The organism is Parafrankia elaeagni, assembly GCF_000374165.1.
Classification (GTDB): Bacteria; Actinomycetota; Actinomycetes; order Frankiales; family Frankiaceae; genus Parafrankia; species Parafrankia elaeagni.
In genome coordinates this window covers 19,247-40,207 of record NZ_KB893794.1, presented here as the reverse complement: position 1 = coordinate 40,207, position 20,961 = coordinate 19,247, and the positions used below count along the sequence as shown (strand labels likewise).

15 protein-coding genes are annotated in these 20,961 nt (G+C 72.1%); 2 read left to right on the top strand and 13 right to left on the bottom strand.

What is annotated here, in order from left to right; all coding sequences use genetic code 11:
- Positions 1–117 precede the first annotated feature (117 nt).
- The 6 genes from B207_RS0130850 to B207_RS0130820 all read right to left on the bottom strand — a co-directional run bounded on the left by B207_RS0130850 (position 118) and on the right by B207_RS0130820 (position 8,149).
- A complete protein-coding gene (locus B207_RS0130850) occupies positions 118–2,076 on the bottom strand; it encodes a hypothetical protein (RefSeq protein ID WP_018640552.1) in 1,959 nt (652 codons plus the stop codon).
- A gap of 456 nt (positions 2,077–2,532) precedes the next feature.
- On the bottom strand, positions 2,533–4,215 hold the full coding sequence (cimA, locus tag B207_RS0130845) for a citramalate synthase (protein WP_018640551.1): 1,683 nt from the start codon (positions 4,213–4,215) through the stop codon (positions 2,533–2,535).
- A 379-nt stretch (positions 4,216–4,594) separates the two neighbouring features.
- On the bottom strand, positions 4,595–5,272 hold the full coding sequence (locus tag B207_RS0130835; protein WP_018640550.1) for a Crp/Fnr family transcriptional regulator: 678 nt from the start codon (positions 5,270–5,272) through the stop codon (positions 4,595–4,597).
- Between the two features lie 122 nt (positions 5,273–5,394).
- A complete protein-coding gene (locus B207_RS0130830) occupies positions 5,395–5,781 on the bottom strand; it encodes a CBS domain-containing protein (RefSeq protein WP_026311620.1) in 387 nt (128 codons plus the stop codon).
- 160 nt (positions 5,782–5,941) lie between these two features.
- Positions 5,942–6,865 (bottom strand): branched-chain-amino-acid transaminase, encoded by a 924-nt coding sequence (gene ilvE / locus B207_RS0130825; RefSeq protein WP_018640548.1) that lies wholly within the window; start codon positions 6,863–6,865, stop codon positions 5,942–5,944.
- Positions 6,866–7,120: 255 nt separating this feature from the next.
- A complete protein-coding gene (locus B207_RS0130820) occupies positions 7,121–8,149 on the bottom strand; it encodes a 3-isopropylmalate dehydrogenase (protein WP_018640547.1) in 1,029 nt (342 codons plus the stop codon).
- 414 nt (positions 8,150–8,563) lie between these two features.
- Here B207_RS0130820 and B207_RS0130815 point away from each other — a divergent pair, with 414 nt between their 5' ends.
- Together B207_RS0130815 and B207_RS0130810 are read left to right on the top strand one after the other, a co-directional pair.
- A complete protein-coding gene (locus tag B207_RS0130815; protein WP_018640546.1) occupies positions 8,564–9,892 on the top strand; it encodes an EAL domain-containing protein in 1,329 nt (442 codons plus the stop codon).
- On the top strand, positions 9,889–10,188 hold the full coding sequence (locus B207_RS0130810) for a DUF1059 domain-containing protein (RefSeq protein ID WP_018640545.1): 300 nt from the start codon (positions 9,889–9,891) through the stop codon (positions 10,186–10,188). Before B207_RS0130815 ends, B207_RS0130810 begins: the two co-directional genes overlap by 4 nt.
- A 55-nt stretch (positions 10,189–10,243) precedes the next feature.
- Here B207_RS0130810 and leuA read toward each other — a convergent pair whose 3' ends face one another.
- From leuA to B207_RS0130775, 7 genes are all read right to left on the bottom strand, one after another.
- Positions 10,244–11,914: a 2-isopropylmalate synthase gene (gene leuA, locus B207_RS0130805; protein ID WP_051102732.1), complete on the bottom strand. Its 1,671-nt coding sequence runs from the start codon at positions 11,912–11,914 to the stop codon at positions 10,244–10,246.
- A 364-nt stretch (positions 11,915–12,278) separates the two neighbouring features.
- On the bottom strand, positions 12,279–13,172 hold the full coding sequence (locus B207_RS0130800) for an SCO2583/SCO2584 N-terminal domain-containing protein (protein WP_018640543.1): 894 nt from the start codon (positions 13,170–13,172) through the stop codon (positions 12,279–12,281).
- 181 nt (positions 13,173–13,353) lie between these two features.
- Positions 13,354–14,943, bottom strand: coding sequence for a phosphoglycerate dehydrogenase (gene serA, locus B207_RS0130795; protein WP_018640542.1), 1,590 nt, complete (start codon positions 14,941–14,943; stop codon positions 13,354–13,356).
- A 354-nt stretch (positions 14,944–15,297) separates the two neighbouring features.
- Complete coding sequence (gene ilvC, locus B207_RS0130790; protein ID WP_018640541.1) at positions 15,298–16,293, bottom strand: ketol-acid reductoisomerase; 996 nt, start codon at positions 16,291–16,293, stop codon at positions 15,298–15,300.
- Positions 16,294–16,341: 48 nt separating this feature from the next.
- Positions 16,342–16,866, bottom strand: a complete 525-nt coding sequence (gene ilvN / locus B207_RS0130785; protein WP_018640540.1) for an acetolactate synthase small subunit — start codon at positions 16,864–16,866, stop codon at positions 16,342–16,344.
- Complete coding sequence (locus tag B207_RS0130780; protein ID WP_018640539.1) at positions 16,863–18,659, bottom strand: acetolactate synthase large subunit; 1,797 nt, start codon at positions 18,657–18,659, stop codon at positions 16,863–16,865. Before B207_RS0130780 ends, ilvN begins: the two co-directional genes overlap by 4 nt.
- A gap of 312 nt (positions 18,660–18,971) precedes the next feature.
- Complete coding sequence (locus B207_RS0130775; RefSeq protein WP_026311619.1) at positions 18,972–20,810, bottom strand: penicillin-binding transpeptidase domain-containing protein; 1,839 nt, start codon at positions 20,808–20,810, stop codon at positions 18,972–18,974.
- Between the last annotated feature and the right edge of the window lie 151 nt (positions 20,811–20,961).

Below are 20,961 nucleotides of genomic sequence, written 5' to 3'. Positions count from 1 at the left end.
AGACGTGCCACCAGGTCGGGCCACCTCACGCCAACGGCGGCCTCGTCACCGGCAGTGCGCGAACGGGCGATGCCGACGGGAAGGAGCCGACGGGAAGGAGCCACCGGAAGTGCCGGTTCAGGCCTCCGGCGACAGCGGCACGACGTCGAACGGCAGCTCGTCCTCATCCCCTCCCGCGCCGGCCGGCGCGGCTTCCGCCGGTACGGCCGAGGCGGGCTCCGCCTGCGCCCGCAGCGCTCCGGCGACGTCCCCGAGGCCCGTCCGCGCGTCGACGGCGATCTCGCCGATCCGGATCGCCACGGCGAGCCGGTCGAGGAACCGCGCGAGTTCCACCGGAGTCCGCACGGCCCCGTCCCCCGCCGGCAGCGTGGCCAGCAGGTCGGCGGCAGCCGTCGGGGTGATGCGACCGGTGTCGCGGTAGGTCTCCAGCCGACGTCGGAGGCTGGCCAGCGTCGACGGCGCACCCGCGAAGTCCGCCGCGTCGATGCCGGCGACCCGGGCACGGGCCTCGACCGCCGGGCAGTCCGGACCACCCGGCACCACCCGGACGACCACGTCGAACGGGCCCCGGTCGGACGCCCGACCGATCGCGAGCCCGTCGATCCTGCCCAACGAGTGGATCTCGTCGCCCTCCGGAAGGGTACGGGCGCTCAGCGCCGTCGCCACCGTCGCGCCCGCCTTGTCGAGCAGGCCGAGCTCGATGGTCACGGTCCGGTCCGCGGTGCCGCCGACCCGGGCGCGGACGTCCAGTGACTCGAAGTCCGACCCGGTCAGCAGGTCGCCTCCGACGCCGCCGGCGCTGATGGAGCCTCCGTCGACGACCGGTGTCACGCAGCCACCGCCAGCCGGGTCGGCGAGCGGCGTCAGGGCTGTCACCTCGAAAGGCTGATCGGTCGCCAGGTTCTCGGACCCCTCGCCCGCCGCGTCGCCGTCGGCCTCCGCCGTGCCGGCAGCGGGGTCGGCACCCAGGCTGGAGACCACCGTCGGGCCGACCGCGTACCAGGCCGCCCAGCCCAGCACCGAGCGGATGTAGGCGTCCGACGGGTTGTACGAGCGCACCGCCGCCACGACGTTGTCCGGAATACGCAGGTCCCCCGAACGGCACAGCAGATCCGCCGCGGCAAGCGCCGCGTCGTCGATGTCGTTCGGGTCGGCGCGGCCGTCCCCGTCGGCGTCCCGGCCGGCCCAGCGCCACACCGGCGGGGTGAACTGCATCGGGCCGACCGCGCGGTCCAGCCCACTGTCGCCGTCGAGCCAGCCGTCGTCGGTGTCGCGAATGTGGAACCTGCCCGCCGAGCCGTCGAGACGCGGGCCGACAACTGTCGGTGCCACTCGGCCGTCGGGGCCGATCGCCGCGCCCCTGCCATGACCGGACTCGATCGCGCCGAGACCCGCCAGTACCGACCAGTGGAGGAAGCAGCCGGGCTGTTCGGCCTTCAACCGATCAGCGGCGTCGGTGTACGCCACCAGCACGCGGGACGGGATCGTCGAGGCCTGGGCACCCGATCCGGGCGGGGTCGCGAGTGGCTCGTTCGGGACGGTGCTGCCGGTCACCGGGCCGGGCGCCTGCGCTCCGGCCGCGGCGGTACCGGTTCCGGCGGTACCGCCGGTGGCGACAACGGCCAACCCGTCACGGACGGGCAGCCGGACCTGCCCCGAGGCCCCGACGACACCCGCCAGGTCGGCCACGGTCGCGCTCCCGAAGGCCGCTCCCTCCTCAGGCAGGATCTCGTCCTGGTCGATCCGCCCGTTGACCGGGCCGGTCAGCTGCCAGGGAGCGGCGGCCGGGGCCGGGCCCGCCACCGCGGTCACCGCCAGGGCCAGCGCCGCCGCCCCCAGGGCGAACTTCGCCAGTGCCCAGGAGCTTCGCCGGGTGCCGGCCCGCCGAGCGGTCGGCCCGCCGGCCAGGTCCGCTCCGGCGGCACTGCCTGCCCTCTCGGCTCTGTCGGTGCTGCCCGCCCGGCTTGCCTTTCCCGCCCTGCCCGCCCTGCCCGCCCTGCCAGCTCTGCCCGCCCTGTCGATGCCGCCCGCCCGACTGGCGCCGCCTGTCCGGCCCGCCCGGCGCGATCCGGTCACCCGACGCGCACCGGACGGGGGGTCGACCCAGCCGGCGCCCGACGTGGACGTCGACGCGGACGATCGATGTGCCCCGGCCCGACGGGCACCAGCTCCACGGCGGGGAGTGCGGCTCATCGCCGGCTCCCCCGCATGCGGCCGCTCCTGGTCTGGCGCATCATCGCCGGACACCGCGACACGGCCGTCCCCTCTCCTCGGCCTCCAGAGCCGAGCTCGCATCTCGCCGCCGGATCCGAGCCGGGCATCCTGATCGCCTGTTATGCGACGGATGCCTCGGATGACCCGGAAGCGTCGCGGTCAGCGTAGCCGGCACCAAAGGATGGCCGGGCAGGGTTGGCGTCAGCGGAGAAATCTTTGACAGGACAGGCGTGCACCGCATGGTTCGCGTTGACGATGTTGGTCGCCCGATGTGGACGGACGTGCCTCACCTGACGGGCCGCGGGCGGGCGAAGCCGGTCAGACGGCGTCGGGGTCCGGTCGCTCGCCCTGGCGGCGCAGGCCGTAGGTGACCGCGTCCTGAAGCGCCACCCAGGAGGCGGCGATGATGTTCTCGTCGACACCGATGGTGTCCCAGCGACCGCGGCCGTCGCTGGTCTCGACCAGGACACGGGTGACCGCGCCGGTGCCGTGGCGCCCGTCGAGAATGCGCACCTTGTAGTCGACCAGGTCCAGGTCCGCCAGGCCCGGGTAGGCCTTCTCCAGGGCCGCCCGCAGTGCGGTGTCGAGCGCGTTGACCGGGCCGTTGCCCTCGGCGGTCGAGACGTGCCGCTCACCGTGCGAGTGGACCTTCACCGTGGCCTCGCTGACGACCTCGCCGCCGGCCCGCTGCTCGACGATGACCCGCCAGGACTCGAGCGTGAAGTAGCGCTCGCGCCCGGCCACCTCGTCAAGCAGGACCAGCTCGAAGGAGGCCTCGGCGGCCTCGTAGGAGTAGCCGGCGGCCTCGCGGTCCTTGACCAGCTCCAGCACCCGCCCGAGGGCCTCCCGCTCGCCGGAGAGATCCAGGCCCATCTCGCGGCCCTTGAGCTCGAGGGTGGCGCGGCCGGCCAGTTCGGACACCAGCATCCGCATGTCGTTGCCGACCTCGGCCGGGTCGATGTGCTGGTACATGTCCGGGTCGACCTTGACCGCGCTGGCGTGCAGACCGGCCTTGTGCGCGAACGCGCTCGCCCCGACGTAGGGCCGGCTGCTGTTCGGTGCCGAGTTGGTGACCTCGTCGATGGCGTGCGAGACCCGGACGAGCTCCCGGAGCCGCCCGGCCGGCAGGACCTGGCGGCCCAGCTTGGTCTCCAGACCGGCGATCACGCTGAACAGGTTCGCGTTGCCGCAGCGCTCGCCGTACCCGTTCGCGGTGCCCTGCACGTGGGTCGCGCCGGCCTCGATCGCGACCAGGCTGTTCGCCACGGCGCAGGCGGCGTCGTCGTGGCAGTGGATGCCCAGGCGCGCGCCGGTGCTCTCCAGCGCGGTGGCGACGACGTCACCGATGCGGGTCGGGAGCATGCCGCCGTTGGTGTCACACAGCACCACGACCTCGGCGCCGGCCTCGGCCGCCGTGCGCACCATCTCCAGCGCGTAGTCGGCGTCGGCGCGGTGGCCGTCGAAGAAGTGCTCCGCGTCGACGAACACCCGCTTGCCCTCGGCAGTCAGGTACCGCACGGTGTCGCGGATCATCGCCAGGTTCTCCGCGGGAGTCGTCCGCAGCGCGCGCTCGACGTGCCGGCGATCCGCCTTCGCCACCAGGCAGACGACCGCCGTGCCGGCGTCCCGCAGCGCGGCGACCTGCGGATCGTCGCCGACGGCCTTGCTGGCCCGCCGGGTCGAGCCGAACGCGGTCAGCAGCGCGCCACGCAGGTCCAGCTCGGTGCGGGCGCGGCGGAAGAACTCCGCGTCCTTCGGGTTGGAGCCGGGCCAGCCGCCCTCGATGAAGCCGACACCGAGCTCGTCGAGGTGGCGGGCGACGATGAGCTTGTCGGCCACCGACAGGGACAGGCCCTCCTGCTGGGTGCCGTCCCGCAGCGTCGTGTCGTAGATGTGCAGCGACTCACGGTCGAAGGTGGGCGCGTGCTCCTCCTCGACGGCGCCAGCGGAGCGCGCGCCTGCCGGAGCGGGGCTTGTCGTGGCTGGGACGTCGTGGGGCACAGCTGGAACCTCTCGCCGGAACCGTGTCTGGCCGTCACGCGCCCGGTCTGCCTGGTCAGTGACCGGAACGCGTGACGGGGACGGGTTCGCCGCCAGAGGCCGACCCTATGACGTAACACGCCGGACATAAAGCAAGTGTGGCGCGTGCCATGTGTCGCATGACCTGCGCGTTCCCTCTTCGGGACGCCCCGTGCCGCGAGCGACTGGACCCATACCCGACCCCCACGCTACGCACACCCGCCGGCCACGCAGCCGGCGGGCCGCCGGCCCGATCCCGCCGGCCCCGCCGACCGCACCGGATCCCACGACCGGAAGCACCACCGGCCGGGGGTGAGCCGGGCCGGCTCACCCAGGCCCGCTCAGGCCCGCTCAGGCCTGCTCAGTCGCCGGCGAACCGGCGCAGCCGGTCGACCTGCATGATCGTGATGGTCTGCCCCTCGGACAGGATCCAGGCCCTGCGCTCGAACTCGCGCAGCGCCTGGTTCACCGACTGGCGCGAACCGCCGAGCAGCGAGGCGATCTCGGTCTGGGTGAGCCCCAGCTCGATCACCGGGCGGCCGGCCTCCCGCATCCGCATGAGCAGCAGCTTCGCGACCCGGCGTGGCAGGTCGAGGAACACCAGGTCCGCGTTCGCGCCGGTGAGCCGGCGCACGTGCGCGACCAGGGCCCGGATGAGCTGCTCGGCGACCGCCGGACGTTCGCGGACCAGCTCCCAGACGGCGCTGCGCTCCAGCACCAGCGCGGTGCTCGGCTCCAGCGCCTCGACGCTCGCCGACCTTGTCCCGGCCTCGACGATGTTGAGCTCGCCCAGGGTCTCGCGCGGGCCGGCGATGTTCAGGACGTGGTCACGGCCGTCGTCAGCCTTGGTGAGGACCTTCAGCCGTCCCGAGGCGACCACGAGGAGGGTGTCGGCGGGCTCGCCCTCCGTGAAGACCACCTGACCTCGGCGGAACCGCCTCGTCACGGACCGGCTGGCCAGCCGTAGCAGGTCCTCCTCATCGAGTTCCTTCAGCAGCGTGGTCCCCCGCAGCAGGGTGACCGCCTCAGTGTCGTGCATGCCCGTGAACGTAGCGCCGCACGGGGACCCGATGCGGCGCAGATCCCCGAGTCGACCGATTCATCGCCGCACGGTCACACAGCGACCACATCTCGTCGCGGATGTTCGCCGCCGAGCTGTGGTCACACCTCGACCCGCTGCCGGCTCCAGCACCGCACCACATCGCGCATCGAGAGCACCCCCTCGACCTCCGCTCCGGAGGTGACGATGAGGTGGCGGAAGCCGCCGCGCAGCATCACCGCAGCGGCCTCGTCGAGCGACCAGTCGCGGTCGGCCACCACCACGTCCCGGGTGAGATGGTCGCCCACGACCTCGGTGTCCGGGCTCTGTCCGGCCGCGACCGACCGCAGGACGTCGCGCTCGGTGAGAATGCCGAAGCCCTGACCCTCGCTGTCGAGGACGACGGCCGCGCCGACCTGGCGGGCGGCCATCATCCGGGACGCCTGCCGCAGCGTGTGCCCTGGCCCCACCACGAGGACCAGAGCGCTCATTCCATCCGAAACCCGCATGACGACCTCCCGAACCGGCTCCCGACGCTTGTGCGTTCGTGAAACGACTACAGGAGACGGTAGGCGGCCAAGGTCGGGTTGACCAGAGCACACGCCCGACGAGAACCGCCGCGGCGTGACCGGGGACGCGCTCGGCACGACGGCGGCTGGCTGGCGCGCCTCAGCCCACCAGCTCGTTCCAGTCCTTGTACCGGTCGAGCTCACCGCGGGTGGCCTGGTGGAAGATGTCGATGATCTCCCGGGTGACCGGGCCGGGCCGGCCCGCGCCGACGCTGCGGTCGTCCACCTCGGAGATGGGAACGATCTCGGCTGCCGTGCCGGTGAAGAACGCCTCGTCGGCCAGATAGAGGTCCGTCCGCACGATGTGCTGTTCCAGCACCTCGTACCCCTGGTCGGCCGCGATCTGCATGACCGACGCCCGGGTGATGCCGCCGAGCGGGCCGTCGCTGAGCGGCGGGGTGATGACCCGCCGCCCGGAGACGATGAAGACGTTCTCCCCCGAGCCGTCGGCGATGTGACCGTTCGGGCTGGTCATGATCGCCTCGTCGTAGCCGGCCTTGATGGCCGCCACCTTCGCCAGCGAGGAGTTCAGGTACTGGCCGGACGCCTTCGCCGCCGGCGGGATGATGTTCGCGTCGTTGCGGCGCCAGGTCGAGATCGTCGCCCGGGCGCCGTTGCGCTCGGCGTCCTCACCGAGGTAAGAGCCCCAGGGCCAGACGGCGATCATGACCTCGACCGACGAGGGCAGCGGATTGAGCCCCATCTCGCCGTAACCGAGGTAGATCAGCGGGCGGATGTAGCAGGCCTCCACGCCGTTCTCGACGATGGTGTCCTTCGTCGCCTGGATGACCTCCTCCTGCGAGAAGGTCGGCTCCATCATGTAGATCTTGGCGCTTCGGTACAGGCGGGCGATGTGGTCGGTGAGCCGGAAGACCGCACTACCGGCGGATGTCGGGTAGGCCCGGATGCCCTCGAACACGCCCCATCCGTAGTGGAGGGTCGGGTTGAGCACGTGGATGCGGGCGTCGTCCCAGTCGACGAACTGGCCGCTCATCCAGATCTTCGAAGTGGGGGTAATCGGCATGACAGCTCCAGGACGGGCTACCTCAGGGCGCGTGTGAACGCGCAGGCGAACAGGGTGACGAACAGTCAGAGATGACGAAACTGCCGATCGTCGCCGTGGTCAGGCCCTGTCGGCTGCCGTCGTACCGGATCTACGGCTCCATCCGAGGATAGCCGGTGGACGACCGTTGGGAAAACGACCAACCAGACGGCGGGGAGCGACCGGCTCCCCGCCGCGGCCCGCGGGTCGCCCCGCGGCGGCCAGAGGGTCAGGGGGTCAGCCCGCGGCGCGCGCGGCCAGTTCCTCGCCGACCTCGCGGGTCGACCGGCGGCCACCGCCCGACGAGGCCCGCTCGGCCAGCGAGGCGGCGACGGCGGCATCCACCCGGGAGGCCTCTGCCGTGTGCCCGAGGTGCTCGAGCAGCAGCGCCACCGACGCCACCGTGGCGGTCGGGTCGGCCACGCCCTGGCCGGCGATGTCGGGCGCGCTGCCGTGCACCGGCTCGAACATGCTCGGGTGGGCACCGGAGGGATCCAGGTTCCCACTGGCCGCGAGCCCGATACCGCCGGCGATGGCCGCGCCGATGTCGGTCAGGATGTCGCCGAACATGTTGTCCGTGACGACGACGTCGAAGCGGCCGGGGTCGGTGACGAAGAACATCGACGCCGCGTCGACGTGCTGGTAGCCGACCTCGACGCCCGGGAACTCCGTGCCGACCTCGGCCACCGTGCGGGACCACAGGTCGCCCGCCTTGGTCAGGACGTTGTTCTTGTGCACCAGGGTGAGGTGCGCGCGCGGACGGCGGCTCGCCCGGGCGAAGGCGTCGCGGACGACGCGCTCGACGCCGAACCGGGTGTTGACGCTCTCCTCGGTCGCCACCTCGTGCGGCGTGCCGCGGCGCAGCGTGCCGCCGGCGCCGGCGTACGGGCCCTCCGTGCCCTCCCGCACCACGATCATGTCGATGGCGGGGTCACCGGCCAGCGGCGTCGTCACTCCCGGGTAGAGCCGCACCGGGCGCAGGTTCACGTGGTGGTCGAGCTCGAAGCGCAGCCGCAGCAGCAGCCCACGCTCGAGCACCCCGCTGGGAACCCCCGGGTCGCCGACCGCTCCGAGCAGGATGGCGTCGTGGCCGCGCAGCTCGTCGAGGACGCTGTCCGGCAGGGTCTCGCCGGTCCGGTGCCAGAGCCGGGCGCCCAGTTCGTACTCGGTCGTCTCGACCTTGGGGTAAACGGCGCGCAGCACGCGCAGCCCCTCCGCCACGACTTCCGGGCCGATTCCGTCGCCGCCTATGACCGCAAGCTTCATGAGCCCCGACTGTAGCCGGCCGTTCCCGCCCCACCTGGCCGGGCCGACCTGCCCGTCACCCTCTGTGCGCCGCCTGGCTCCCAGCACCCCCGAGCCCCACTGGCGCCTGTTCCCTGCGTCGCCGGCCGGTCCGGCCGGACCGGCCGCATAATCTGACATTCCGTTGGACGAGTGCGCTACATAGACGCCCGGCGACACACCGGCCTACGCGGAAGACCACATTGGACACGGCCAACATCAACTAAAACCCAATCATCCAGACGTCGAAAAATACTCCTCAGACAAGATTCGGACCACGCCGTCGCACAGCACCTCAACTCCACGCTGTCTCCACGCCCACGACGCGCTAAAAGTGATAGGAAATAAACAACATCGCTGATGCGACGTGCGGGGACACGAGGGGGTGCACGGCGCATGGGTTCTCAGCGCCTGACCAGTGAGCGTCCCACGGACACCGGGCCGCCGGCAGCCCCGGTGACAGCCAGCCACGAGGGCACCTCCGGCCTGGGCGGCGCCCAGCCGAGAGCACGTCCGTATCCGGCGGCGGCCCTGCCCGCCCGCCCGGACATCGACCGCCTGCTCGCCGACCCGGACGCTCCAAACCTTGTCTTCCAGCCAATTGTGGACCTGCGCCGCGGGGTCATCGCGGGCTACGAGGCGTTGGCCCGGTTCGGTGACGACCCGCGCAACGCCCCTCCTCTCGTCTTCGCCGAGGCCGACCGGCGCGGGCGCGGCGCCGAGCTCGAGGCACGGGTACTGCGCACGGCGATCTCGGCCCGCGACCATCTTCCGGACCGTTGCTTTCTTGCCGTCAACGTCTTCCCGCATCTCCTTTCCAACCCCGAGATCGAGGCGGTCTGGCGCCGCGCGGATCTCTCCCGCATCGTTCTGGAGCTGAACGAGGCGGTGGCGATCGACTGTTCCCCCGGCCTGGCCGCGACCTCGCAGGAGCTCCGGAACCGAGGCGCCTTCATTGCGATGGACGACGTCGGCTCCGGCTATGCGGGCCTGCGCCAGCTCACGCACATCCGGCCCGATTTCGTGAAACTGGACGGATCGCTGGTCACCAACATCGATGACGACCAGGTGAAGATCGCGCTCACCGAACTCGTCGGCGGGTTCGCCAGCCGTCTCAACGGGTGGCTCATCGCCGAGGGTGTCGAGCGGGTGGAGGAACTCACCATGCTCATCGCGCTGGGGGTGCCCCTCGGGCAGGGCTATCTCCTCGGGCGGCCGTCCGCGCGCTGGCAGTCCCTGGACCCGGCGGTCGCCCGTCGGATCCAGACGATCTCGAAGCGGGCCGACCGCTCCGCGCACATCGTCAGCCTGATGGAGCCGGCCCAGATCTCGACCGGAGACCACGGGCACTGCACCGACAACGCGACCTGCCCGCCGTGCGCGCATGCCCCGGCAGCCGCCCTGCCGGGCGGACCCGACACCGCCGGCAGGGCCACCATCATCGTCAGCAACCGCTGCCGGCCTGTCGCGCTGCGACTCCCCACCGGCCCCGGCACCGGATCCGGTGGCAGTTCCAGCGGCGGCGGCCCGGACGGCCGGTGGATCCCCACCTCGTTGTTCGCCCTGCCGGACGAACCAGTGACCGAGGTGGCGCGCCGGGCCATGACCCGCCCCCGCGGGTGCCGGTTCGACCCGGTGATAATCGTGACCGAGATGGGACGACCCCTCGGCCTGGTACGGATGGAGCGGCTGATGCTGCGTCTCGCGGAGCTGTCGGCGGTATGAGGCGGAACCGGTTCTGGACAGCGCAGGCTCTGATGGGCCCGCGGCCTGCCGGCGACGCGCCGGGGCGCGTCCGCGAGGTCACGGTGGTGCGTCCCGTGGCCATGAAGGAGTTCTACTGCGGCGCCATCATCCAGGGCTGCGAGACCCGCCTGGTCGCCGCCGGCGAGGAGGAGATCCTCGCCGCCGTCGACACCCACGCCCGGGTCGACCACGGGATGACCGACGTTCCCGACGACCTGGTCGAACAGGTCCGCCGTGGCATCAGGAACGTCCGGCCGGCCGCGTACAACGACTGACCGGCCGCCGGCCAGGCGGGCGGGCGAACCGCCACCCGACTGGCCGGCCGGTGCGTCAGCTGCTCCTGGCCGCCCGGTTGACCGCGCTCACGACGGCACGCATCGAGGCGGTCACGATGTTGGGGTCGATCCCGACCCCCCAGAGCACGACGTCGCCGACCTCGACCTCCAGGTAGGCTGCGGCCCGGGCATCAGCCCCGGAACCCAGCGCGTGCTCGTTGTAGTCGAGCACCCGCACCGGCAGCCCGCGCTCGGACAGCGCCGCGACGAAGGCGTCGATCGGGCCGTTGCCGCTGCCGCTGATGGCCGTCTCGACGCCGTGCAGGCGGACCGAGACCGTCACCTCGTCCCGCTCGCCACTCGCCGCCGTCGTCCGCGAGCCGAGCAGTTCCAGCGGGGCCCCCGTGTCGCCGCCCTCCGGGCGGTACTCCTGACCGAAGATCTCCCACAGCTGCTCGGCGGTGACCTCACCGCCGGTGTCGTCGGTGTACCGCTGGACCACGCCGGAGAACTCGATCTGCAGCTTGCGCGGCAGGTCCAGCGCGAACTCCGACTTCATCAGGTACGCCACGCCGCCCTTGCCCGACTGGCTGTTCACCCGGATGACGGCCTCGTAGGTACGGCCGACGTCCTTCGGGTCGATGGGCAGGTACGGCACCTCCCACAGCGTCTGCCCGGTGCGCTCCATCGCCTCGAAGCCCTTCTTGATGGCGTCCTGATGGGAGCCGGAGAAGGCGGTGTAGACGAGGTCGCCGCCGTAGGGGTGGCGGGGGTGCACCGGCAGCTGGTTGCAGTACTCCACCGTGCGGCGCACGCCGTCGATGTCGGAGAGATCGATCATCGGGTCGATGCCCTGGGAGAACAGGTTCATTCCCAGGGTGACCAGGCAGACGTTGCCGGTGCGCTCGCCGTTGCCGAACAGGCAGCCCTCGACCCGGTCAGCGCCGGCCATGACGCCCAGCTCGGCCGCGGCGACCGCGCAGCCCCGGTCGTTGTGCGGGTGCAGCGACAGCACCACCGCGTCGCGCCGGGTCAGGTTGCGGCTCACCCACTCGATCTGGTCGGCGTAGACGTTCGGCGTCGACATCTCCACCGTCGCGGGCAGGTTGAGGACGACGGGGTTCTCCGCGGTGGGCTCCCAGACATCCATCACCGCCTCGCAGACCTCGACGGCGTAGTCGAGCTCGGTGCCGGTGAACGACTCGGGGCTGTACTGCCAGCGGACGTCCGTCCCGTCCAGCAGCTTCTCGGCGTACTGGGCGCACCAGCGCGCGCCCTGCACGGCGATCTCGGTGATGCCGGGCCGGTCGAGCCCGAAGACGACCCGGCGCTGCAGGGTCGACGTCGAGTTGTACAGGTGGATCAGTGCACGGTCGGAACCGACCAGGGAGCTCGCGGTGCGCTCGATCAGCTCCTCGCGTGCCTGGGTGAGGACCTGGATGGTGACGTCGTCGGGGATCAGGTCGCCCTCGATCAGCTGCCGGACGAAGTCGAAGTCGGTCTGGCTCGCCGCGGGGAAACCGACCTCGATCTCCTTGTAGCCCATCGCGACCAGCAGCTCGAAGAGCTGCATCTTGCGCGTCGGCGTCATCGGGTCGATCAGGGCCTGGTTGCCGTCACGCAGGTCGACGCTGCACCAGCGCGGGGCGCGGGCGATCGTGGCGTTCGGCCAGGTGCGGTCCGGCAGCGCGACCGCCGGGAACGGGCGGTACTTCTCGATGGGCATGCCGGACGGTTGCTGCGGTGTGATCACTGCTCCTGCTTTCTCGGAAGAGCGGCCCGGCCCGCCGCCGAACGGGAGCCGGTGCTGACGCACGAGAACCGGCACACGAGAACCCCGCGACGGGGAAGCCAGCCACTAGTCCGGATCAGGAAGTCCGGATCAGGCCCCGCCGCGGCACCTAAGAAGCAGTAGCGCACGCATCGCCGGGTCAGCTTACCCGATGCCGCGGCCGACGGGCCCGGCCCGCCGACGCTGCCCACCACTGAGGGCCACCGCTGAGGCCCACCGGTGCGGCCCACCGGTGCGGCCCACCGGTGCGGCCCACCGGTGCGGCCCATCGGTGCGGCCCGCGGACCGGAACCGGCGGTCAGCTACGGACGATGCCGGTCGGCGCGAACCGCCCGCTGTTCGGGAGCAGGTCGTCCGCACGGATCGTGCAGATGATGCTGGTGACGCCACGCTCCCAGCTCGCCTGGTCCGGGCGCACCGAACCGACGACGTGGTGCGGGGCCACATCGAGCCCGCCGAAGTAGTCGCGCAGGGACTCCGCGCAGACATCCGCCGCCACCGCGCCCAGCCTGGCCGCACCGGGCCAGCCGCCGAACCGGCCGTCAAGATCGACGATCCGGGTGATCTCGTCGAGGTGCGGCTCCGCGCAGGCCACCGGCCTCGGCGCGGGTGCGCCCCCGGAGCCGGGGATGGCCAGCGGCGTCACGGACGTCACAGCCCAGGTCAGGCAGTCGCCGACCGCCAGGGAGCGGAACACGTCCGGGGCGAGGGCGAAGCCGCCGGGGGCACCCAGCGCGGGGTCGAGCGCCCCGCCTCCCACCGGGGACGACGTACTCGACGCGAGCCCGCTGGTCGCCCGGGCGAGCCCGTCGGCGGCGGCCGCGGAGGCCACCCCGGTACCGTCGGCGCTGATCCCGGACGGGGGGAGCGGCGTCGACGCGACCGGTATGCCCCGGGCGGTGTGGCGCAGGGCGACGAAGGTGAGGCTGATCATCCCCACCGCGAGCGTGAGGACCGCGAGCACCCAGGTCAGGCGCCGGGCCCTCGGCGCCGGGCGGGGCGGGGCGACGAAGAGCCGGTAGACCAGGCCCTGCAGGCCACGGGGCGCCGGCACCACCCCGCACCGCGCCCCCCGGGCCAGCGACATCTGGCCGGTGCGCTCCCGGGCCGACGGCTCCAGGAACCGTGCCGACCGGACGAACCGCTCGTCAAGCCGCACATCCTCGAACGGATCCGGGTGCTGCGAGGCCATGTCTGCCACGGTAACGCCAGCAGACGCCGCGAGCGGCGCTTCCGGCCAACGATCACTCACATGGGCCCGAGCCACTCCCAGCCGACGCAAAGACCCCGATTCCGACCTCCGGAGCCTCGCCGTGGACCGGGGTGCCCGGGGTGCCCGGGGCGGGCGGCCGCCCGCCCGGGCAGGCGGGCCGTCAGCCGACCGAGATGCTCACCGCACGCGCGTACGGCGCACCGATGATCTTCGCGATCTCGGTCAGGATGTCGGGCGCCACAGCATCGTCCAGCGACAGCGACATGAGCGCGTCACCGCCGGCGCTAAGCCGGCTGACCTGCGCGTTCGCGATGTTGATGTGCGCCTCGCCGAGCAGTGCGCCCACCGCGCCGACGATCCCCGGGCGGTCCTCGTAACGGAAGAACGCCAGGTGGTCCTCGGGGCGGAGGTCCACCTCGAAGCCGTCGATCGCCGTGATCTTCTCGACCTGCCGGGAGCCGACCAGGGTGCCGCTGACCGAGACAGCGGTGCCGTCGGGCAGTGCCCCGCGCACGGTGACGAGGTTGCGGTAGTCGGGGCTTTCCTCCGAGGTCTCCAGCGTGATCTCGACGCCGCGCTCCTTGGCGATCAGCGGCGCGTTCACGTAGGTGACCTGCTCGGCCACGATGTCGGTGAAGACACCCTTGAGCACCGCCAGCTGGAGCACCGACACGTCGTGCACGGCGATCTCGCCTCGCACCTCGACGGTGATCGCCGCGGCGACCCCGGAGGCCAGGCCGGAGAAGAGCTGGCCGAGCTTCTCGGCGAGCGGCAGGCCGGGCCGCACATCCTCGGCGACGACCCCACCGGCCTGCACGTTGACGGCGTCGGGGACGAACTCGCCGCTGAGCGCGAGACGCACCGACTTCGCCACCGCCAGGCCCGCCTTGTCCTGCGCCTCCTGCGTCGAGGCGCCCAGATGCGGGGTGACGACCACGTTCTCCAGGCCGAACAGCGGCGAGGAGGTGGTCGGCTCCTTCGCGTAGACGTCGATGCCGGCGCCTCCCACCCGGCCGGAACTGACCGCGTCGGCCAGCGCGGCCTCGTCGACCAGGCCACCGCGGGCGGCGTTGACGATGATCGCGCCCGGCTTCACCCGTGCCAGCTGCTCCGCGCCGATCAGGCCCAGCGTCTCCGGCGTCTTCGGGAGGTGGATCGTGATCACGTCACTGTTGGCGAGGAGCTCGTCCAGGTCGACCAGGCGCACGCCGAGCTGGGACGCGCGTGCGACCGAGACGTAGGGGTCGTAGGCGAGGATGGTCATGCCGAACGCGGCGAGGCGCTGCGCGACCAGGACGCCGATGCGGCCCAGGCCCACGACGCCCGCGGTCTTCTCCGTCAGCTCGACGCCGACGTACTTCGACCGCTTCCACTCGCCGTTCACGAGGGCGCCGTGCGCCGCCGGTACCCGGCGGGCAACCGAGAGCAGCAGGGCGATGGCGTGTTCGGCGGCGCTGACGATGTTCGACTGCGGCGCGTTCACCACCATGACACCACGGCTGGTCGCGGCCGGGACGTCCACGTTGTCCAGGCCGATGCCGGCGCGGGCGACGACCTTCAGCTTCGGAGCCGCGGCGAGGGCCTCGGCGTCGATCTTCGTGGCCGAGCGGATGAGGACCGCGTCGACGTCGGCCAGCGCTGGCAACAGCGCGGATCGGTCCGCCCCGTCGACGTGGCGGATCTCGAAGTCCCCGGAGAGGACCTCCAGCCCGGCCGGTGAGAGCTCCTCGGCGACGAGTACGACGGGCACGGTCTGCTCCTAGTAGCAGGCTCGCCGCCGGCCACCGATGAGGGACGCAGCGGCGTTGGCCGTGCTGCGCCACAGCCCGGGCGGACGACGACGGTGTCGAATCAGGTGGGCGTCGAATCAGGTGGGTGATGTCGAATCAGGTGGGCGTACGGTGCGGCTACAGCCTACCGACGCAGCCCGGCACGATCGGGCGCCCGCCGCGGTGTGCCCGCTCTCACCTGGGCAGCGAGCCGGTCAGGCAGGCGGGGGCGGTCGGGGCAACGGGGCCGGTCAGGACAGCGGGGCCGGTCAGGACAGCGGAGCCGGGTGGGGCGCACCCGTGCACCGGCCCCCGCCCCACCCGGCCCACCCGGCTCAGTCCTTGGCGATCCAGGACATCATCGGACGAAGCTTGCCGCCGACCTGCTCGATCGGGTGCTGCTTGCCCTCCTCGACCAGCTTGGTGAAGGTCGCGCGACCCGCGTCGTCCTCCGCGACCCACTCACGGGCGAAGGTCCCGTCCTGGATCTCGTCGAGGATCTTGCGCATCTCGGCCTTGACCGCGGGCGTGATCACGCGCGGCCCGCGGGTGACGTCGCCGTACTCGGCGGTGTCGGAGATCGAGTAGCGCATCTGGCTGATGCCGCCCTCGTACATGAGGTCGACGATGAGCTTGAGCTCGTGCAGGCACTCGAAGTAGGCGACCTCCGGGGTGTACCCGGCCTCGACCAGCGTCTCGAAGCCGGCCTGCACCAGCGCGCTGGCGCCGCCGCACAGCACCGCCTGCTCGCCGAACAGGTCGGTCTCGGTCTCCTCGGTGAAGGTGGTGCGCAGCGCGCCGGCGCGGGTGCCGCCGATGCCCTTGGCATAGGCGAGCGCGATGTCGAGCGCCTTCCCGGAGGCGTCGGCCTCGACGGCGACGAGCACCGGCACGCCCTTGCCCTCCTCGAACACCCGGCGCACCAGGTGGCCGGGGCCCTTCGGGGCGACCATGAAGACGTCCACGCCGGCCGGTGGCTCGATCAGGCCGTAGCGGATGTTGAAGCCGTGCCCGAACGCGAGTGCCTTGCCCTCGCTCAGGTGCGGCGCGATCGACTCGGCGTAGATCTTGCGGTGCGTGGTGTCCGGCGTGAGGATCATGATGATGTCGGCCTCGGCGGAGGCCTCCGCCGGGGTCACCACCCGCAGACCCTGCTCCTGCGCCTTGGCCCGGCTGGTGCTCGTCTCGGGCAGGCCGACCCGGACGTCGACCCCGCTGTCGCGCAGGTTCAGCGCGTGCGCGTGCCCCTGGCTGCCGAAGCCGATCACGGCGACCTTGCGGTCGGCCAGAATCTCGAGGTTCGCGTCGTCGTCGTAGTAGATCTCGACCATCGGTGGTGAATCTCCTAGTGGGAATTCCTGGTGGGAAAGGGGTGTACGTCAGGCCGAGCGCTCGACGGCGCGCAGGCTGCGGTCGGTGATCGACCGCGAACCGCGGCCGAGCGCGACCATGCCGGACTGGACCATCTCGCGGATCCCGAAGGGCTCGAGCATGCGGATGAGCGCGTCCAGCTTGTCACGGGTACCGGTCGCCTCGATCGTCACCGCGTCCGGCGCGACGTCCACGACCTTGGCGCGGAAGAGCTGGACGGTCTCCAGCACCTGGGAGCGGACCGCGAGGTCGGCCCGAACCTTGACGAGCAGGAGCTCGCGCTGCACGGAGACGCCGGAGTCCATCTCGACGATCTTGAGAACGTTGACGAGCTTGTTGAGCTGTTTGGTCACCTGCTCCAGCGGCAGGTCCTCCACCGCGACGACGATCGTCATCCGGGAGACGTCCGGGTTCTCGGTCGGGCCGACGGCCAGCGACTCGATGTTGAATCCGCGCCGCGAGAACAGGCCGGAGACCCGGGCCAGGACACCGGGCTTGTTCTCGACGAGGACGGAGAGGGTGTGCCGGGTCACAGGTTGACCTCCGCGTCGCCGGAGTAGTCGAAGTCGGGGGCCATGTCGCGGGCCACCTGGATGTCGTCGTTACTGGAACCGGCGGCGACCATCGGCCACACCATCGCATCCGGGTGGACCACGAAGTCGACCACGACCGGCGCGTCGTTGATGCTCATCGCCTTCTCGATCGTGGCGTCGATGTCCTCGGGGGACTCGCAGCGCAGGCCGACGCAGCCGAGCGCCTCGGCCAGGCGCACGAAGTCGGGCACCCGGGTCACCCCGGTGCGCGCCGAGGCGGGATGGGTGCCGAGGTCGGTGTTGGAGTACCGCTTGTCGTAGAACAGCGTCTGCCACTGGCGCACCATGCCCAGCGACCCGTTGTTGATGACCGCGACCTTGATCGGGATTCCCTCGAGCGCGCAGGTCGCGAGCTCCTGGTTGGTCATCTGGAAGCACCCGTCGCCGTCGATCGCCCACACGGTCGCCTCCGGCCGGCCGACCTTGGCTCCCATCGCCGCCGGCACCGCGTACCCCATCGTCCCGGCGCCACCGGAGTTGAGCCAGGTGTACGGGTGCTCGTAGGAGATGAACTGGGCGGCCCACATCTGGTGCTGCCCGACTCCGGCCGCGAAGATCGTCTCCGGGCCGGCGATCTGCCCGATCCGCTGGATGACCTGCTGCGGCGCGACCGCGCCGTCCGGCGGGGTGTCGTAGCCCACCGGGTAGGTGTCCCGCCAGCGGTCCAGTGTGTGCCACCAGGCCTCGAGGTCGGCGCGGGGCTCGGCCTGCAGCGCGACGGTCAGGTCGGCGATCACCTCCCGGCAGTCGCCGACGATCGGCACGTCCGCCACCCGGTTCTTGCCGATCTCCGCCGGGTCGATGTCGGCGTGGATGATGGCCGCCCCCGGCGCGAAGGACGCCAGCCGCCCGGTGACCCGGTCGTCGAAGCGGGCCCCCAGCGTGATCAGCAGGTCGGCCTTCTGCATCGCGGTGACGGCGGCGACCGACCCGTGCATGCCGGGCATGCCCAGGTGCTGGCGGTGCGAGTCCGGGAACGCGCCACGGGCCATCAGCGTGGTGACCACGGGGATGCCCGTCAGCTCGGCGAGGACCCGCAGCTCGGCCGCCGCGCGTGCCTTGAGCACTCCGCCGCCGACGTACAGCACCGGGCGGCGCGCGGCGCTGATCATCTTCGCCGCCTCGCGGACCTGCTTGGCGTGCGGACGGGTCACCGGGCGGTACCCCGGCAGGTCGAGGGTCGGCGGCCACACCTCGTGCGGCAGCACCGAGGTGAGGCCCTGCAGGATGTCCTTCGGCAGGTCGACGAGCACCGGACCGGGGCGCCCGGTCGCGGCGATGTGGAAGGCCTCGGCGATCGTGCGCGGGATGTCGTCCGCCGAGTGGACCAGGAAGTTGTGCTTGGTGATCGGCAGCGTGATGCCGCAGATGTCGGCTTCCTGGAAGGCGTCGGTACCGATCGCCGCGCTCGGCACCTGGCCGGTGATCGCCACCATCGGCACCGAGTCCATGTAGGCGTCCGCGATCGGCGTCACCAGGTTCGTCGCGCCCGGGCCGGACGTCGCCATGCAGACCCCGACCCGCCCCGTGGCCTGCGCGTACCCCTCGGCGGCATGCCCGGCGCCCTGCTCGTGGCGGACGAGCACGTGCCGGACCCGGGTGGAGTCGAACAGCGGGTCGTACGCGGGCAGGATCGCCCCGCCCGGGATGCCGAAGACCACGTCGGCACCAACCGCTTCCAGGGAATGGACGAGCGACTGGGCTCCGGTGATCTGTCTGGTCTCACTGGTCATCTGGTCGTCTTCCTTGACGGGGCCGGCAATGTGCGGACGGGACGTCGCTCACACGGCGGTACGCGGGCGGACGGCGGTCGTGTGCGGGCTGACTGGGTCGGACCGGCCGGGGCCGGGGCCGGACACGAAAAAGCCCCTCGTGCCGTGGGCACTGAGGGGCGGCGCGGGTGGTCGGAGACCGATCTGGTCCGACTACACGCGCTCCGAACGTACGAGGATGCCGGTAAGCACGCGCTCAACCATCCCTGACATCGGCCATCGCGTCAAGCGATCGGCCGCGGCCGATGGAAACCGGCCGCGGCCGCGCGCACGTCAGCCGGCCGGCGGCGGCGGGCCGGCGACCTGGCCGCCGTCGAGCGCGGTGAAGAACGACGCCACCACGGGTGCCGCCGACTCGGCGCCGAAGCCGCCGTCCTCGATGACGACCGCCACCGCGACGTCCCCCCGGTAGCCGACGAACCAGCCGTGGGTGGGCGGCGGGTCGCCGTCCGCGTACTCGGCCGTGCCGGTCTTGCCGTGGACCTCCCCCGGCATCGGCACGCTCGCGGCGGTGCCCTCGGTGACGACCGCGCGCATGAAGTCACGCAGCGGACCCAGCGCCTGCTCCGGAAGCGGGTTGCTCCGTGGCGACTCGCCGACGACGAACGGCTGGTGCCAGGTCCCGCTGGCCACGGCGGCGACGACGCTGGCCATCTGCAGCGGTGACGCGGCGACCCGGCCCTGCCCGATCGACGCGGAGGCCGACTCGACCTCGTCGCGCGGCGCCGGGAACGATCCGCCGACGCTGGCGATGGGCAGCGGCTCGACACCGTCGAAGCCGTACAGCTTCGCGGCCTGCTCCAGGGCCCCGTCGGGCAGCGACTGCTCGAGCCGGATGAAGGCGGTGTTACAGCTCTTCGCGAAGACGGTCCGGAACGGGATCAGTCCGAGCTGTTCGTCCTCGGCGTTCTGGAACTCCCGGCCGCCGACGCCCACGGTCTGGGTGCAGTCGATGGTGCTGTCCGCCGGCCGGCCGGTCATCAGCGCGGCCGTCGCCGTCACGATCTTGAAGGTGCTGCCGGGCGGGTAGGAGCCGCGCACCGCGCGCCCGTAGCCGTTGAGCGGGTGGTTCACCGCCGCGAGCACGCCGCCGGTGCGGGTGTCGATGGCGACGAGCGCCCCGTTCGGGCGGGACGCGGTGGCCATCGCCGTCTCCCCCGCCCGCTGGACGTCCAGGTCGATCGTGGTGCGGATCGCCTCGCCGTCACTGCTCGGATACGACTTGAGCGTCTCGACGGTCTCGTCGGCCTCGGTGCGGACCACGATCGCGCCGCCCTGGGGTCGCAGCCGCGCGTCGTAGACCCGCTGCAGGCCGGACGCCGGATCGACCCGGCCGATGAGGTTCCCGGCGAGCTCGGGGTTGGTGTCCATCGGACGCCCGTCCACGTCGACCAGCGTGCCGCGCTGGCCGGTGGACTCGGCACGGTCCAGGCGCAGCCCGGGCCGCAGTGCCGGGTGGACGGACGACGGCCGGGCCTGCACCTTCCAGTCCCCGCCCGTCTGGACCAGACCCAGCTCACCCGCATAGGCCAGCGGCTCGGAGAAGCCGGCGAGCGTCAGGCTGGCGGTGTAGGGCACCGTCGCACTCGCCCCCGAGCGGGCCACCTCACCCGCCGTGAGCTCGGCTCCGGTCACGTCGAGCCGATCGTGGACGTCAGCCATCAGCCCGACGAGCGTCGCGACCGGGATGTCGCCGTCCACGCTGACCGCGCGGACCGCGGCGCTCGCGCGGTCGCGGGCCTCGCTGGCGGCCGGCCGCGGGCCGCTCTGCTCCCCGGCGGCGCCGTCACCGGAGGTGGCACCCGCCTCGGAACCGCCGGCACTGCCGGACCCGGCAGCGCCGGACGACCCTCCGGACGACGCGTCGGCGGCCTCCTCGGCGGACGGCGAGGTCGTCACCGCCTTCCACCCGTCCAGGTAGGCCGCGGCGACCGCGGCCACCGACCGGTCCGCCTCCCGGGCGTCGGACCGGGACTTCAGCCAGTAGAAGACCCCACCGCCGACTGCCAGCAGGACCACGACGAGGGCAGCGGCCAGCAGGCCCTGCCGGCCCCGCCCCCGCCCCCGACGACGTGACCGGGACGGGCTGAACCCTGTGGGTGTGAGAGGCACGACGCTTCGCCTCCCCCCACCTCGACGGAATCGTCTGCAGAGCCATACGGCCCGAGCTCACCCTACGAAGGGTCACCCGGCTCCGCATCCGACGCGCCGTGCCCCGTCGGCAAGTCGACACACGGATGCACCAATGGTGGCAACACAGAGG

Coding starts and splice junctions, on each gene's coding strand:
- B207_RS0130780 (WP_018640539.1), bottom strand. CDS start 18,659: ATGACCAGTGAGACCAGACAGATCACCGGAGCCCAGTCGCTCGTCCAT.
- B207_RS0130800 (WP_018640543.1), bottom strand. CDS start 13,172: ATGGCCTCGCAGCACCCGGATCCGTTCGAGGATGTGCGGCTTGACGAG.
- B207_RS0130835 (WP_018640550.1), bottom strand. CDS start 5,272: ATGCACGACACTGAGGCGGTCACCCTGCTGCGGGGGACCACGCTGCTG.
- ilvE (WP_018640548.1), bottom strand. CDS start 6,865: ATGCCGATTACCCCCACTTCGAAGATCTGGATGAGCGGCCAGTTCGTC.
- B207_RS0130810 (WP_018640545.1), top strand. CDS start 9,889: ATGAGGCGGAACCGGTTCTGGACAGCGCAGGCTCTGATGGGCCCGCGG.
- leuA (WP_051102732.1), bottom strand. CDS start 11,914: ATGCCCATCGAGAAGTACCGCCCGTTCCCGGCGGTCGCGCTGCCGGAC.
- B207_RS0130820 (WP_018640547.1), bottom strand. CDS start 8,149: ATGAAGCTTGCGGTCATAGGCGGCGACGGAATCGGCCCGGAAGTCGTG.
- B207_RS0130815 (WP_018640546.1), top strand. CDS start 8,564: ATGGGTTCTCAGCGCCTGACCAGTGAGCGTCCCACGGACACCGGGCCG.
- ilvC (WP_018640541.1), bottom strand. CDS start 16,293: ATGGTCGAGATCTACTACGACGACGACGCGAACCTCGAGATTCTGGCC.
- B207_RS0130830 (WP_026311620.1), bottom strand. CDS start 5,781: ATGCGGGTTTCGGATGGAATGAGCGCTCTGGTCCTCGTGGTGGGGCCA.